Below are 14,713 nucleotides of genomic sequence, written 5' to 3'. Positions count from 1 at the left end.
ATCTTTGCAGACTTTCTCAAGCTTTGGGCGGCGTTTGCGCTGTCTGCTCTGTCGTTTCAGGCTTTGCCTCATCCGCGGGCTCAGCATCGCCCGAGTGATCGCTGCCCCGTTTTCTCCAAAAGAAAACGGATGCAGTCCGCCTGCCCCAGCCGCGCGCGGCTTCACGCAGTGTTTTTTGGGCCGGGGTTTGCCGCTTGGCTTCCGACATTGCTTCGTCAGCCACTGTCACGGCAGCGGCCTGCAGTTTGTCGCTCTGAGATTCGGCCGCATCCGATGCGCCCCCAGTGCGAACGGCTGCGACGGTACGCATGTATTCCTCATTGATAATTTCGCGCACCGTCTTGCGGTTGGCTTCCTCCTCGGCTTCGCTCTCCTCACGCTGGAAAAGTTCCTCAATAGCGGTGGCGGCCACCGTGAGCGAAGTGACCAGCGGTTCGCAGAGTATCTTCAGGTTCTTATCCGTCTGATCAAAGAACACGCCGTCGTCAATGGTTTTGGTGAGCACCACGATGGGCAGCGTTTTATTGAGTTTGCGGGCAGCATCCACCACATCCTTCGCTTCTGCCGCGGTTCCTGAAGGAATAACGAGCACGCCCGCGCTGAGCACATGCGCCTGAACGAGAACCATTGGATCGGACGGAGAGCCGAAAAGCACGCCGATGCCGGCCTCCCGCAGACGATCAACGGGCGCAGAACCGCCGCAGATCACAATCGTGCGGCGTTTGGCTTTAAGGAGTGAATCAAAAAAGGCCTGAGCGCCGTCCTCCGGGATGCCGACAACAATCATCTGACCATCCAGAATCTCCCGCGGCGCATTTTCCGGCAGCTGCGAGAAAGGCGCAGGACGCATAGCCGCACGTCTTGCCCATGCATAGCGCGACGTGAAGATGCGCATCAGTTTGGGAGCCGCCTCAAAGAGCACCGGATTAAAGGCAATCGTAATGATCGAGGCTGCCACAATGATGCTCATCATCGAGCTGTCGACGAGATGAAGGGCAATGCCTTGAGCTGCAAGGATGTAGCTGAACTCACCAATCTGACCGTTGCAGGCCCCGACCGTAAAAGCCGTTTCCAGCGGCCAGCGGGCGATGGTGACGAAAGTGGTTGCAAAAGTCATCTTGCAGATGATGATGATGAGCACCACCAACGTGATTTCAATCGGATGCTGCAGGAACACGTGCCAATCCAGCATCATCCCAACGGACACGAAAAAGAGGACGGAAAAGGCGTCCTGCAGCGGCAGAGAATCTGTTGCCGCCCGATGTGCATAGCGGCTTTCCTGCATCACCATGCCGGCAAAGAACGCCCCCAGAGCGAAACTCACATTGAAAATGGCCCCGGCGCCGTAAGCAATGACGATAGCGCACCCCAGCACCGACAGCGTGAAGAGTTCGTTGGACCCCGTCAGCGCCACTTCCCGCAAAAGGCGAGGCATCACCTTGCGGCCGGCCACGAGCATCAGCACGACAAAAACTGCCGCCCAAATCAGCGTGGTCGCCACTTTCCAGGCCACAGCGCTCAAAGAGACGTCCGCCCCCTGTACAGCCTGTGCGAAGGGCGGCAGGCAAACGAGCAGCACCACGCTCATGAGGTCTTCCATCACGAGCCAGCCGATGGCCACCTGACCATTGATTTCATTGGTCATGCGGCGAAGTTCCAGAGCCTTCGTCACCACCACCGTTGAAGCGCACGAAATGGTGAGCCCAAAGAGCACTGCCGCACCAAACGACCAGTGCCAAAAACCCATGGCGACGCAGGCGCCCAGAATAGCCGTCACCATCATCTGAACAGCCGCCCAAGGCACAACGGCTGTGCGCACGTTCAGAAGATCTCTAACGGAAAAGTGCAGACCCACACCAAACATCAGCAGCATCACGCCGATTTCTGCGAGCTGCTCAATCATGGCTTCGTTCACAGGCGGCAGTCCCGGAATAATGCCTACTGCCACGCCTGCCAGAATGTAGCCCACCAGGGCGGGTGACCGAAGGAAACGTTCGGCGAGATAACCGAAGGGAAGCGCAAGGCCGAAGCCGGTTACGAGACTCGTGATAAGGGAATAGTTCTGCACGGCCCGTCCTTTTTCTTAAGTTGTGCGCGGCGCGTCAAAATTTATGCTGGTCCAAAGCTTTTGCGAAACACCGTCAGCCTGCTGGCGAAACGCATCAAGCAGAAAAATTTTACGCTTTGACCCTCATTTGGCGAAGCATTACTGACACTTTCGGAACAATTTTTCACGCCTGCGAGGCGTATAGCACCCATAACCTCTTATTCCCAAAAGCAAAGTCATCCGATGATGACTGAGCGGCTGAAACGCACGCACAAGTTTTGACTTTTCCCCATGACCTTTCCGCAGCCGGACGGGTAAAAAAATCCGGCTGAACGAATCCAGCCGGAGTTGAATTTTCTGAACGTCAGCGCGAAAGCACTAAGCCTTCGCTCTGCCGCATCAATTCATTGTCGGAACTTTACCCACGACCCCTTTGACGAGCCAGTTCATATTGAGGAGCACATCGTCGGGAGCCGTCTTGCCGGCCTCAACCACGGTCTGGCCTTCGTTCGTCACGATCGGCCCCGTGAAGGGTGAAAATTCGCGGGCCGCCATCTTGTTGTAGGCCGCCTGAATATCGTCCTGCACCGACTGAGGCGCATCCGAGCGGATGTCCACCAGATTCACCATGTGTTCGGGGATGCCGCCCCAGATCGACTGGGACTTCCAGGTGCCGTCCATCGCAGCATTGATTCGGCCGGTGTAGAACTCCTCCCAGCTCTGAACCACGCCGCCCAAAAGCATTGTCGGAGCAATGCGCTTCATAGACGTGTTGTAGGAGATCACCGGGACCTTCATATCTTCACCGGCAGCCACAACGGCCGGCGAATCGGTGTGATGCGTGAGCACGTCGGCCTTCTGACCGACGAGCGTCTTGGCGGCATCGGATTCCTTGCCCGGATCGTACCAAGCCGAAGTCCAGACTACGCGAACTTCAACATTGGGATTGACGCTCTGAGCGCCAAGCGTATAGGCATTGATGCCTTGGAGGACTTCAGGAATCGGAACGGCAGCGACGTAGCCCAAAACGTTCGTCTTCGTCATCGCACCAGCTAGTTTGCCGGCAAGATAACGCGCTTCATAAAAGCGGGCCGAATAGTTGGCCACGTTGGGTGCAGTCTTATAACCCGTCGCATGCTCGAACTTAACGTCCGGAAACTCCTTGGCGACCTTGAGAACCGAGTTCATGTAGCCGAACGAGGTCGCAAAGATGAGCTTGTTGCCCTGCTGCGCGAGGTCGCGAAGCACGCGTTCGCTGTCAGCTCCGGCGGGAATGTTCTCTACCGTCGTGAACTTTACTTTGTCGCCATATACCTTTTCGAGCGCGATACGGGCGAGGTCGTGCTGACGCGACCAGCCTTCCTCACTCGCCGGACTCACATAGACAAAAGCCACTTTGTAGGGGCCTGCAGCTTTATCGGCGGGAGCGGCAGCGGTCTTTTCCGGTGCGGCAGCCTCTTTGGGTGCTTCGGTTTTGTCGCCGCAGCCCGCGAGCATCGCCGCAGCGGCGCCGGCCAGGACCAACTTCAAAGCAGTACGCTTCTGCATCATTGGAGAACTCCAAAAACAAAAATTCGAACAATGAATTGGGACCGATATCTGAGCACTCGGCTGAAAAGCCGAACCTGCATCTCAATATGCGGTCCCAACGATGAACGTCAATGAATATTAGCTTCCGCTCGGAAGTTTGCCGGCCACGCCTTTGGCGAGCCAGCTCATCGTGAGCAGATCGGCGTCGGTAGCCTTCTGTCCTTCAGCCAAGACCTGACGGCCAGTATTGTCAACAACCGGACCGGTGAACGGATGGAACTCGCGGGCTGCCATCTTGTCGTATGCAGCCTTAATGTCGGCCTTGACGGCATCCGTCGCCTTAATGTCCACGAGGTCGATCATGTGTTCAGGCGCACCGCCCCAGATGGACTGAGGCTGCCAGGTTCCGTCCATGACGGCCTGAATGCGGCCGGCATAGAACTCATCCCAAATATGAATAACGCCGCCGATCAGCATCGTGGGCGCAGCGCGCTTCATCGAAGTGTTGTAGGAAATCACCGGGATCTTAGCTTCTTCACAGGCCGAAGCAACCGCCGAAGAATTGGTGTGATGCGTAATAACGTCGGCACCCTGACCAATCAGCGACTTGGCAGCATCGGACTCCTTGCCCGGGTCATACCAAGCGGAGGTCCAGACAACGCGGACCTCAATGTTGGGATTGACGCTCTGAGCGCCGAGCGTATAGGCATTGATGCCCTGAAGCACTTCTGGAATCGGCAGCGCGGCAACATAGCCGAGGATATTGGACTTGGTGGTTGCACCCGCGAGCTTGCCCGCAAGATAGCGGGCTTCATAAAAGCGCGCGGAATAGTTGGCCACGTTGGGCGCAGTCTTATAGCCCGTAGCGTGCTCAAACTTCACATCCGGGAATTCCTTGGCGACCTTGAGAACAGAGTTCATGTAGCCAAACGAAGTGGCGAAGATGAGCTTATTGCCCTGTTGAGCCAAATCACGCAGCACGCGCTCGGCATCCGCATTTTCGGGAATATTCTCAACGGTTGTCACCTTGATCTTATCGCCGAACTTCGCTTCAACCGCGCGGCGGGCAATGTCATGCTGAGTAGACCAGCCTTCTTCATTGGCCGGGCTCACATACATGAAAGCGACTTTCAAAGGCTCCTTCGCAGCTGCTGGAGCAGCAGCGGTCTTAGCGGGCTCAGCCGCCTTCGGCGGTTCAGTCTTCTCACCGCAGGCCGTGAGCGCCAAGGCGGCAGCACCAGCGAATGCTAGCTTGAAAGCAAAGCGCTTGTTCATCTTCGTTGACTCCTTTTGAGAACAATGAAATTAAGAAAAACTGTTGCCCGAAAAAACTGAACTCTTGGCAGCGCGTCAGCCCGCTGCAGGTTCTCAGCCTTTAGGCGAAAAAGGTTTGCCGAGCGACGCAGGAACGTTGAGGCGAATCCAAGCGGGGTTCCGGGAAATCAGCACAAGCACGAGAATCGTCGCGAGATAAGGCGTCATTGCCATGAACTGCGGCGAAATGGAAATGCCCATCCCCTGGAAGGCGAACTGCAGCATCGTCACGCCGCCGAAAAGGTAAGCGCCGACAACCACGCGCAGCGGCCGCCAGGTTGCAAAAGTCACCAGTGCCAATGCAATCCACCCGCGGCCGGCCGTCATGCCTTCGACCCAGAGCGGCGTATAAACCAACGACAAATAAGCACCCGCCACACCCGAGCAAAGCGCGCCGAAGAGCACAGCAAAGAGTCGGATGCGCAGCACCGGGTAGCCCAGCGCAAAAGCGGACTGCGGCGACTCGCCGACAGCGCGAAGCACCAGACCCGCACGCGTTCTGAAAAGGAAGTACCAAACTGCAGCGATCAGCACCCAGGCGCCGTACACCAAGATGTGCTGCGAAAAGAAAGCTTCACCAAAGAATGGAATATTTTCGAGCCCGGGAATGCCCGACACACTGCGCTCCGCGAGCGCCTGTCCCTGGAGCGGTTTGCCGATAAAGGCCGAGAGTCCCGCGCCGAAAAGCGACAATGCAAGGCCAGCGGCATATTGGTTGGCATGCATGCCGAGCGTAAAAAACGCAAAGAGGAGTCCGAGCAGAATACCGACGCCCGCGCCGGCGAGGAACCCGAGCGCAAAGGAACCCGTAGAAAGCGTGACGGTAAAACCCGTGACCGCACCCATGAGCATGATGCCCTCAATGCCAAGATTGAGAACACCCGACTTCTCATGAATCACGATGCCTGCCGCCGCGATAAGGAGCGGCGTGCCGGCATTTAAAGTCGAGGCAATGATGGAGGCAGCAATCGACATTTATCGAACCTCCTTGCCCGCGTCAGCCGAATGGCCTCGCCAGGAGAGACGGTAAAAAATCATCGTGTCGCAAGCGAGAATGAAAAAGAGAAGGAGTCCCTGATACACGCCCGTGATCGAACTCGGCAGCCCCAGACGGCTCTGCGCCAATTCGCCGCCAAGATAAAAGAGTGCCATGACAAAGGCTGCAGGAATACAGCCAAGCGGCGAGAGACGCCCGACGAAGGCCACAATGATGGCCGCAAATCCATACCCCGGAGAAATAGTCGGTGTGAGCTGACCAAGAGGACCAGAGGCTTCGATGCCGCCAGCCAGACCAGCAAGCGCCCCGCAAATGAGCATGGATGCCCAAATGAGTTTGCCCGGATGGTAGCCCGCATAGCGCGCAGCAAAGGGCGCCATGCCGGAGACCTTGAACTGAAAGCCGAGCGCCATTCGATCCATCAGGAGCCATACGCCCACCGCAGAAAAGAGCGCCAGCAGCGCACCGGCATGGAGACGAGTTCCCTCGAGCACCGGCAGCATCGCCCCTGTTTCAAAAAGCTTCGTCTGAGGGAAACCAAAACCCATGGGATCGCGCATTGGTCCCTGTACGCACCAAGCGAGCAGAAACTGCGCGACATACACCAGCATCAGAGAAACGAGAATTTCGTTCGCATGAAATCTGTGACGCAAAAGCGCCGTGAATCCGCCCCAGACCGCACCGCCCACGGCTGATGCGAGCATCACAAGAACGACATACCAACGGCCCCAAGACGGATCACAGGCGAGCGCCACCACGCCGCCCGTAATGGCGCCGGCGATCAGCTGGCCTTCGGCGCCAATATTCCAAACGTTGGCCTTGAAGCAGACCACAAGGCCCGCAGCGCAGAGCAGCAGCGGCGTCATCTTGACAGCGATTTCAGTCCATCCGCGCAGCGAATCGAGCGGCGCGATAAAAAAGACGCCCAGCGCCTTTACGGGATCCTGACCCAATGCGGCAAAAAGACAAAAGCCCGTAAAAACTGTGAGCGCAAAGGCAATCACAGGAGAAAGCCAAGCCAGTGCACGAGCGGGCTCGGTGCGCGGCGTCATGGCAATCGGAAACTGAAGCATAATCAGTGCGCCTCCGAGGTTTTCTGCGTGAAGGGAGAGTCTGGCCAGAGACCGGACATCCAGCGGCCGACTTCCTCAATGGAAATCGTGGTCTTTGGCACCGCCGGAGACAGCGCTCCGCGGTACATCACGGCAATACGGTCGGAGATCTCAAAGAGTTCGTCGATTTCTTCACTGACAACGATGATCGCAGCGCCGTCGTCGCGCAGTCGGATAAGGCTGTTGCGGATAACGGCAGCAGCACCAACGTCGACACCCCAAGTCGGCTGATGAACCAAGAGAACCCGAGGACGATTGAGAATCTCACGTCCCATAATAAATTTCTGAAGATTGCCGCCCGACAGACTGCCGGCAGCTTTTTCAGCATTCGGCGTCTTCACGTGAAAGCGCTCAATGACGAGATTGGCAAAACTTCTTGCGCGGTCGCGGAGAATAAAGCCGCTGCGCACCAGCGAGTCGCCGGTGAGATAGGTATTGGCCGTGAGCGACAATTCCGGCACTGCCGCATGACCGAGACGCTGCTCGGGCACATAGCGCAGTCCGGAAATACGGCGGGCATGCGTATCGAGCTCTCCGACGGGCGAATTAAAGAGCAAAACGCGATCAGCCTCGCACAGATACTCCCCTGAAGCTGCCGCCATAAAGCGAGCCTGACCGTTGCCCGAGATGCCGGCAATGCCAACGATTTCACCCGCACGCACGGCAAGCGATACATCTTCAATACCGCAGACGCGCGTCGATCCGGGCGCGCTGACATGACGCATCTCAAAAACCACTTCGCCAGCCTTGGCCGTGCCTTCGCGCACCGTCGGCGGATCATTGCCGATCATAAGGCGGGCAAGATTTTCCTCGCTTTCAGCCTTCGGATCAACGCTCGCCACAACTTTGCCTGCGCGAAGCACAACGCAGCGGTCTGCAAGCTCACGGATTTCATCGAGCTTGTGTGAAATAAAGAGAATGGAGACACCCTCGCTCGAAAGCTGATGCAGTGTCTTGAAGAGCTTGCGCACTGCCTGCGGCGTGAGGACGGAAGTCGGCTCATCCAGAATGAGGAGCTTCGGCTTAGTCATCAGCGCGCGAAGAATCTCAACGCGCTGGCGCTCACCCATGGAGAGTTCCATCACAACCGAGGCGGGATCCACCTCTAAACCGTACTTTTCGCCGAGCAAGCGAATTTCACGTTCGATCTCTGCAGCCGAAATACCGGTCGAAAGACCAAGCGCTACATTTTCCGTAACCGAAAGCGTATCGAAAAGCGCGAAATGCTGGTGCACCATTGCGATGCCGAGTTCACGCGCCTGTGCAGGGGTTTCAACGCCGAGCGGATGCCCGTCAAAAGAAATTTCGCCCTCGTCTGGACGGGCGGCACCGTAGATGATTTTCATCAAGGTGGACTTGCCCGCGCCGTTCTCGCCGAGGATGGCGAGCACCTCACCGGGCGCAATATCAAGCGATACATGATCGTTTGCTGTAATGCCCGGATAGCGCTTCGTAATGTTGCGAAGGCTTAATCGTGGAGTCATGCCGATGTGGTCGGGCGCTTCAAAGGCGGCCGAATGGGATGAGAGTTGAACCGATGCGCCCATAGTCTCCGTCATCTTTCGGAAAGGGAAAGTGCGCCCGATTGAAGCCCATTATTTTACTGGTTGCGAGGCGCGTCTTCATCAAGTTATTTCTTTTTCAACTTGTGTTTTCACCTTATTTAATCATCACGCAAATACGGCATACACCCTTAAAACACTTGCACTTTCCCTAAAACGAATGCACAATTCCCCTTCTCAGTGCGCCAGTAGCTCAGTTGGATAGAGTATCTGGCTACGAACCAGAGGGTCGTGGGTTCGAATCCTGCCTGGCGCACCACAGATTACATGCCTCTGCGCATCCAAAACAATGATGCGGAGAAGTGGCAGAGAGGTCGAATGCACACCCCTGCTAAGGGTGCAGGTCCAAAATGCGGGCCTCGAGGGTTCGAATCCCTCCTTCTCCGCCATTGTTGCTTATGCGTGAGGCAGAAGAAAGCTCTTCCAATATTGATTGGCGGAGCTTTTTTCTTATGTCTGCCGCAAAAATTAAACGACATATACAGACAAACAAGTGGCAAAAAGCGCAACAGGCATTCCATGCTATAAGATAGACGCTTGAGTTAATAACGTTTAATACATCTGTCCACACGTGTTTTCATGAGATATCCTGTCGCTGTTTGGGAAGAAGATAAGGGTGCTTTTTCCGCTTCTGTTCCAGACCTCCCAGGCGCCATCACAATGGGCAGCAGCCTCAAAGAACTCGAAAGCATGGTTAAAGAAGCCGCTGAGGGATGGATGGAATGCGTCTTGGACTTGAAGGAAGTCATTCCTCTACCGTCCACGGTTGAGCATCATCTTGCCGATCCTTTCTACGCTGATGCCTTCTGGATGCTCATAGATTTGCCCAGAGAGCGGTTCACCACCCCAACTCCGTAACAGCAAATTCTTTCACTTGCTGCAAAGCATCTGCAAAAGCTCTGCAACATGTTCACGCGCAACGACGCCTTTCATCACTTTGAGAAGCCGTCCGTTTTCATCGATCAACAAAGTTGATCGATTGATGCGGATGCGCGTTTTCCCATCTTTCACCTGTTCGGACATCAGTCCGCAGTCATTCGAAAGTATGCGGTCCACATCGCAGAGCAGCGGGAAATTCAGGCCGTGATGATCACGGAACCCGCAGTGCGCCGCCACATCGTCGTTGGAGACGCCGACCACCTGCCATCCGGCTCGCGCAAAGTCTTCAAGGTGATCACGAAATCCCTGAGCCTCGATGGTGCATCCAGGCGTTTCGTCTTCCGGATAAAAATAAAGAATCAGTTTCCTGCCTTGGAAATCCTTCAGCGTGCGCACGCAGCCGTGGTCATCCTTCAATGCAAAATCCGGCGCGGGCTCCCCAACTTTTAATACCACTTCCGTCATCCAAAACTCCTCATCGCAATCCTCGGTCTGCACACTGCATACCGACGTCATGTCATTCATGGTGCAAAGAACCTACACCTCTTTGACTGCGCTTGGCATGGGCTAATTGTGAAAGAGCGAAACCGCTCGGCGTCATCAAATCGTCATCATTGCTTCATTAAAACTTGATGCATGCTTTATAGACTCGCAAGCTCGTAGGGTTAGAAATTCTTTCCTTTTCAAATCCTTCCGCCAATATGGCGGTTGGAAAACTGGAAACAGAACATGAGTATTGCGCTTCGCGGCATCACGAAGTCCTTCCAAGGCGTAACAGTGATTCCGCCGCTCACCATTGAATTCAGCAGCCGTGCATTTACTACGCTCCTGGGTCCGTCAGGGTGCGGCAAGACCACGCTCCTGCGAATGATTGCAGGATTGGAAACGCCTGATGCCGGAGAGATTCTCTTTGACGGCAAGCCCGTCTTCAGCGCCGATTTGGGTCTCAATCTGCCCCCTGAGAAACGCAATATCGGGTTCGTATTCCAAGATTTTGCGCTCTGGCCGCATCTGACGGTTTTCGAAAACGTTGCATTTCCTCTGCGTGCACGCAAAGATCTCAGCGACTTGAAATCCAAAGTGACAGACGCGCTTTCACTTGTCGGTCTGGCCGACTTTGCCGGCCGGCGCGTTTCGGAACTCTCAGGCGGACAGCAGCAGCGGGTCGGTTTTGCCCGAGCAATCGTTTCACGCCCCAAAATTGTTCTCTTTGACGAACCGCTCTCTGCGCTTGACGCTCAGCTGCGTGAAACCATGCGCGGCGAAATTAAACGAATCACCAGTGCCCTGGCCATGACCTCCATATTTGTGACGCATGACCAGGAAGAAGCGATGAGCATGAGCGACCGCATCCTCGTGCTGAATCACGGCGCACTCGAGCAAGCCGGGGCGCCAATCGACATTTACACGCATCCAGCCACTCGCTTCGTAGCTGAGTTTGTCGGGCAATCCAATTTCATTGATGATCAACGCATGTTTCGTCCAGAGTTCGCTGAAATCATTGATTTAGAAGAGAATTCATCGTCTAATCATTCTCTCATTTTCACCGCTCGCGTCGAACAAACGGAATACATCGGGGGCCGCTGGCTTATTGATGTGAGTGTCGGTGACAAACACTGGCGGCTTGCCCACAGCGCGCCGCAAACCATTGGTTCTCAGATTCACATTGCCGTTAATCCTGCCGGGATAGTCACCGTCGGCGGCTGACTTCAAACGCATTCATCTTTCAGGAAGGTACTGAATATGTCCAAAAATCTTTTAGCCGCAGCCGTTTCTGCAGCCGTTCTTTTCGCGAGTCCCTTTTCGGCAGCTCAGGCCGATGAAGGCGTCGTTACCGTCTACATGCCTTCGCCCACTGGACTCAATGCCAAGTATGTTGCTCAATTTGAAAAACAGACCGGCATTAAGGTAAAGCTTTTTGAAGGCACCACGGGCAAGATTCTCGCTCGTCTGGAAGCAGAAAAAAGCAATCCCGTTGCCGACGTCGTCGTGCTCGCCTCTTGGTCTGATGGCCTTGCCGTCAAGCAATCCGGCATTCTCGCTTCGTACCCGGACGCCAAAAATGCTGAAAAACTGCGCTCCGACTTCATTGACGCGGACCGCACACTCTTTGGCACATCAGCCTCCGCAATGGGCGTCATCTGGAATAAGACGCTTATTCCGAATCTCAATGCCGACTGGAAGGAACTGGCCGATCCCAAGTTCAAAGGTCAAATAGCCATTCCCGATCCGGAAAAATCCGGCTCATGCAAAGACTTCCTCGCGGGCTATCTATATGCCACAAAGGGCGATTGGGCCACCTGGGAAGGCATGGCGAAAAACGGACTGGCTGTCGCGGGCGCCAATAAGGCAGCGCTTGAATCCGTCCTTACGGGAGCCAAAGCCATTCTGGTTGCCGGCGTTGACTACAACGCCTACTCGCAGATTAAGAAGGGCGAACCCATCGGCATTTATTACCCGGCCTCCGGGACCGTTGTGAACCCGCGCCCGGCGATGATTCTGAAGTCGACGAAGAACGAAGCGGCAGCACGCGCCTTCATTGATTACCTGCTCTCAGATGATGCGCAAAAACTGGTGGCTCAGGCCTTCCTTCTGCCGGGGCGTACGGACGTCAAGGCAAGCGGCCGTCTGGGGCTCGATGACATCCGTACTTTCAGCAATCTCGACTGGAACACGATGATGCAGCAGTCTGATGATGCAGCAGCCAAACTTCTGCAGATGACCAAAGGCAATCGTTAAACCTCATCCGCGAAACCAGCAAATTTCAGCCGCCAGAACATCCCGGCGGCTGAGTCATCTTTCAAATTATCGAGGTACGCATGCATCCGAGCGCATCTGCCGGCGTCCGGCTCTCCGCTATTGTTGCGCTTGCCGCACTCGTCATTTTTATCGTTTGTCCTCTGGGAAGCATTTTCATCACGTCCTTCACCGGCAGCGAGAATGAATCCCTGCTTGTGCAGCATGCACTGGATGCGGCGCTTGCTTCAGAGAATGTCGAAACGGTCGTCAATTCGATCGTGCTTGCCGGCTTGGTCGTTGTGCTCACAACGGTGATGGCCACCCCTCTGGCCCTGCTTCTTTCCCGCACATCCTGGGGGCAAAGTCATTGGCTCGATGTCGCTCTTTTGATCCCCTTCATGACGCCGCCCTACATCGGTGCGATGGGCTGGATTCTTTTCATGCAAAAGCGCGGACTGCTCGAACAGCTTCTGCCGCCAGCAGGCGCAGTTACGCCGGCATTTTTCAGCTTGGGCGGGCTCGTTTTCGTAATGAGTCTCCACGCGCTTCCCTTCATGACGACGATCATGAAGAATGCGCTGATGCGTGTGCCCGGCAATCTTGAGGAAGCCGCGGCAGTCTCCGGTGCGGGTTTCAGCAAACGCTTAAAGCAAGTCCTTTTGCCGCTTGTGACCGGCAATTATGCAATTGCGATGCTCCTCGTCTTTGTTAAGACGCTTGCAGAGTACGGCACGCCGTCGACATTGGGCCGGCGCATCGGCTTTGACGTTTTCACCACGAAGATCCATGCCTATGCCACAACTGCTCCGGTCAATTTCGGAGCTGCGGCAACCCTCTCGCTCATTCTCATTACGATCTGCATGGCGATGTGGATGCTTCAGAGCTGGATCACTGCCAACCGCTCTTTTCGGCTGGTCGGCGCCAAGGGTGCACGTCCGGCCTTCTGGAAACTCTCCGGCTGGCCGCGCCGCGCTGCCGCTTTATACATTGGCATCGTGCTCGTCCTTGCCGTCGGTGTGCCATGGTTTTCCGTGATCGCCACCTCGCTCATTAAGATTCGAGGATATGGGCTGGCGCTCGGCAACTTTACGCTGATGCACTACGTTGAGCTCTTTACCGAAAACGCAAAGGGGCTCGACGCCTTCGTCACCTCCTTGATGCTTGCGCTTTCAGTCGGCGTAATTGCGAGCTTTCTCGGCACTGTCATCGTCTGGCTCATCCGTCATTCTGGACGGATGGGACGCCTTCTGGAAGGCATCGGACTGCTCCCAGAAATGCTCCCCAGTATTGTCATGGCAATCGGTCTGATGCTCTTTTGGAACCAGATCTACACCTGGGTACCGCTCTACAACACCATGGGCTTTATGGTGCTGGTATACGTCATACTCTTTCTGCCCTACGCCATCCAGTACACGACGTCTGCCTGGATGCAGGTGAGCCCGTCACTCAGAGAAGCCGGCAGCGTCTGCGGCGGATCACCTTTCTTCGTCTTAACGCGCATCACGCTGCCCCTCATTGCCGTCGGCATCGTACAGGGCTTCATCATGATTTTCATCATCGTGCTGCGCGAACTTGTTGCGGCAAGCCTCATTTCGCCGCCCGATGTTCTGGTGATTTCAACCTTTATTGTCAACGAGTTCGAGCAAGGCTCGGCCTCGGTTGCAATGGCGATGGCGCTCATCTGCGTTTTAGTCTCTGCGCTCATGCTGTTTGCACTGCGCATGCTGCTTAGCCGCATGAAGCACCTCTCGGCGGTGTGAACACACTTCATCCGCCTCGCACTTTCTGCGCCGCCGGCAAACACTGCCGACGGCCAGAGTGCTTGGGCAGAAAAGGACGGCCGAACGTCTTTTAGGGTTCAAGTCCCTTTCGCTCAAACCAGGCTTTGAGCCAAAAAATGCCCGAAATGGTTTTCACATCCGTAATGCGTCCGTCAACAGCCATCTCCCAAGCCTCGCCAAACGGCACACGGTAAACCTCCAGGAACTCGCCTTCGTCGAGCTTTTGCTCAACTTCAGTGAGACCTCTGGCCAGATAGATGGCGATGTGCTCATTGCTGTAGCCGATCGCATTGTTGATAACGCCGAGTTTGGTCCATTCCTGCGCTTGAACGCCGCACTCCTCAATCAACTCACGCTTAGCGCAGGCGATTTCTTCTTCATTGGGGTCTATTTTTCCCGCGGGCAGTTCCCAGAAGCTGCGCTTGAGCGGATGACGCCACTGGCGTTCGAGCAGAATGGTGCCGTCGTCGCCGAGCGCAACCATGGCGCAGGCTCCGCCATGAGTCAGGTAGAGACGCTTGGAAAGTCCCCCGTCAGGCAGCTTGATATCGTCTCTCACCATCTTTACGAAACTGCTGTTAAAAAGCACCTCCTCTTTGAAAGTCTTCTCTTCAAGCGGATCATTGGGGCGCTCTGCACGGGGCGCAGGCAATTGAATAAGCGGAATGCGGCTCATGATGGAACTCGGGTGTTCATGCGAACGGACAAAACATTTGATGTTGATATTGTGCCTTCACGGGCGCTTTTCGGTG

At 55.6% G+C, this 14,713-nt stretch carries 12 protein-coding genes and 2 tRNA genes; 6 read left to right on the top strand and 8 right to left on the bottom strand.

All coding sequences use genetic code 11. The annotated features are described in order from the left end of the window. Positions 1–16 precede the first annotated feature (16 nt). The 6 genes from DES29_RS09910 to DES29_RS09885 all read right to left on the bottom strand — a co-directional run bounded on the left by DES29_RS09910 (position 17) and on the right by DES29_RS09885 (position 8,547). Entirely contained in the window at positions 17–2,068 is a 2,052-nt protein-coding gene (locus DES29_RS09910) for a cation:proton antiporter (RefSeq protein ID WP_021995691.1), read from the bottom strand. A gap of 378 nt (positions 2,069–2,446) precedes the next feature. Next, entirely contained in the window at positions 2,447–3,598 is a 1,152-nt protein-coding gene (locus DES29_RS09905; protein ID WP_016474922.1) for a BMP family ABC transporter substrate-binding protein, read from the bottom strand. A gap of 117 nt (positions 3,599–3,715) precedes the next feature. Then, positions 3,716–4,852, bottom strand: a complete 1,137-nt coding sequence (locus tag DES29_RS09900; protein WP_021995692.1) for a BMP family ABC transporter substrate-binding protein — start codon at positions 4,850–4,852, stop codon at positions 3,716–3,718. A gap of 93 nt (positions 4,853–4,945) precedes the next feature. Continuing rightward, entirely contained in the window at positions 4,946–5,866 is a 921-nt protein-coding gene (locus DES29_RS09895; protein ID WP_005431994.1) for an ABC transporter permease, read from the bottom strand. Beyond that, positions 5,867–6,961: an ABC transporter permease gene (locus DES29_RS09890; protein WP_021995693.1), complete on the bottom strand. Its 1,095-nt coding sequence runs from the start codon at positions 6,959–6,961 to the stop codon at positions 5,867–5,869. It lies immediately after the preceding gene. 2 nt (positions 6,962–6,963) lie between these two features. After that, the gene (locus DES29_RS09885) at positions 6,964–8,547 is read right to left on the bottom strand and encodes an ABC transporter ATP-binding protein (RefSeq protein WP_021995694.1); all 1,584 of its coding nucleotides are present in this window, start codon (positions 8,545–8,547) and stop codon (positions 6,964–6,966) included. 197 nt (positions 8,548–8,744) lie between these two features. On the opposite strand from DES29_RS09885, the gene DES29_RS09880 reads away from it, so the two are divergent. The 3 genes from DES29_RS09880 to DES29_RS09870 all read left to right on the top strand — a co-directional run bounded on the left by DES29_RS09880 (position 8,745) and on the right by DES29_RS09870 (position 9,420). Then, positions 8,745–8,821, top strand: a tRNA-Arg gene (locus DES29_RS09880). A gap of 37 nt (positions 8,822–8,858) precedes the next feature. Further along, positions 8,859–8,951, top strand: a tRNA-Ser gene (locus DES29_RS09875). A 190-nt stretch (positions 8,952–9,141) separates the two neighbouring features. Next, on the top strand, positions 9,142–9,420 hold the full coding sequence (locus DES29_RS09870; RefSeq protein ID WP_113854821.1) for a type II toxin-antitoxin system HicB family antitoxin: 279 nt from the start codon (positions 9,142–9,144) through the stop codon (positions 9,418–9,420). Between the two features lie 12 nt (positions 9,421–9,432). Here the strand turns inward: DES29_RS09870 and DES29_RS09865 are convergent, their stop codons facing one another. Beyond that, a complete protein-coding gene (locus DES29_RS09865) occupies positions 9,433–9,906 on the bottom strand; it encodes a peroxiredoxin (protein WP_021995695.1) in 474 nt (157 codons plus the stop codon). Between the two features lie 264 nt (positions 9,907–10,170). On the opposite strand from DES29_RS09865, the gene DES29_RS09860 reads away from it, so the two are divergent. The 3 genes from DES29_RS09860 to DES29_RS09850 all read left to right on the top strand — a co-directional run bounded on the left by DES29_RS09860 (position 10,171) and on the right by DES29_RS09850 (position 13,940). Further along, entirely contained in the window at positions 10,171–11,148 is a 978-nt protein-coding gene (locus DES29_RS09860; RefSeq protein ID WP_021995696.1) for an ABC transporter ATP-binding protein, read from the top strand. Between the two features lie 36 nt (positions 11,149–11,184). Then, complete coding sequence (locus DES29_RS09855) at positions 11,185–12,180, top strand: extracellular solute-binding protein (protein ID WP_021995697.1); 996 nt, start codon at positions 11,185–11,187, stop codon at positions 12,178–12,180. 80 nt (positions 12,181–12,260) lie between these two features. After that, a complete protein-coding gene (locus DES29_RS09850; protein ID WP_113854820.1) occupies positions 12,261–13,940 on the top strand; it encodes an ABC transporter permease in 1,680 nt (559 codons plus the stop codon). A gap of 91 nt (positions 13,941–14,031) precedes the next feature. Here the strand turns inward: DES29_RS09850 and DES29_RS09845 are convergent, their stop codons facing one another. Further along, complete coding sequence (locus tag DES29_RS09845; protein WP_021995699.1) at positions 14,032–14,637, bottom strand: NUDIX domain-containing protein; 606 nt, start codon at positions 14,635–14,637, stop codon at positions 14,032–14,034. Positions 14,638–14,713: the final 76 nt, after the last annotated feature.

This window comes from Sutterella wadsworthensis (genome assembly GCF_003315195.1).
Taxonomy (GTDB): Bacteria; Pseudomonadota; Gammaproteobacteria; order Burkholderiales; family Burkholderiaceae_F; genus Sutterella; species Sutterella wadsworthensis.
This window is presented reverse-complemented; position numbering and strand designations above follow the sequence as displayed.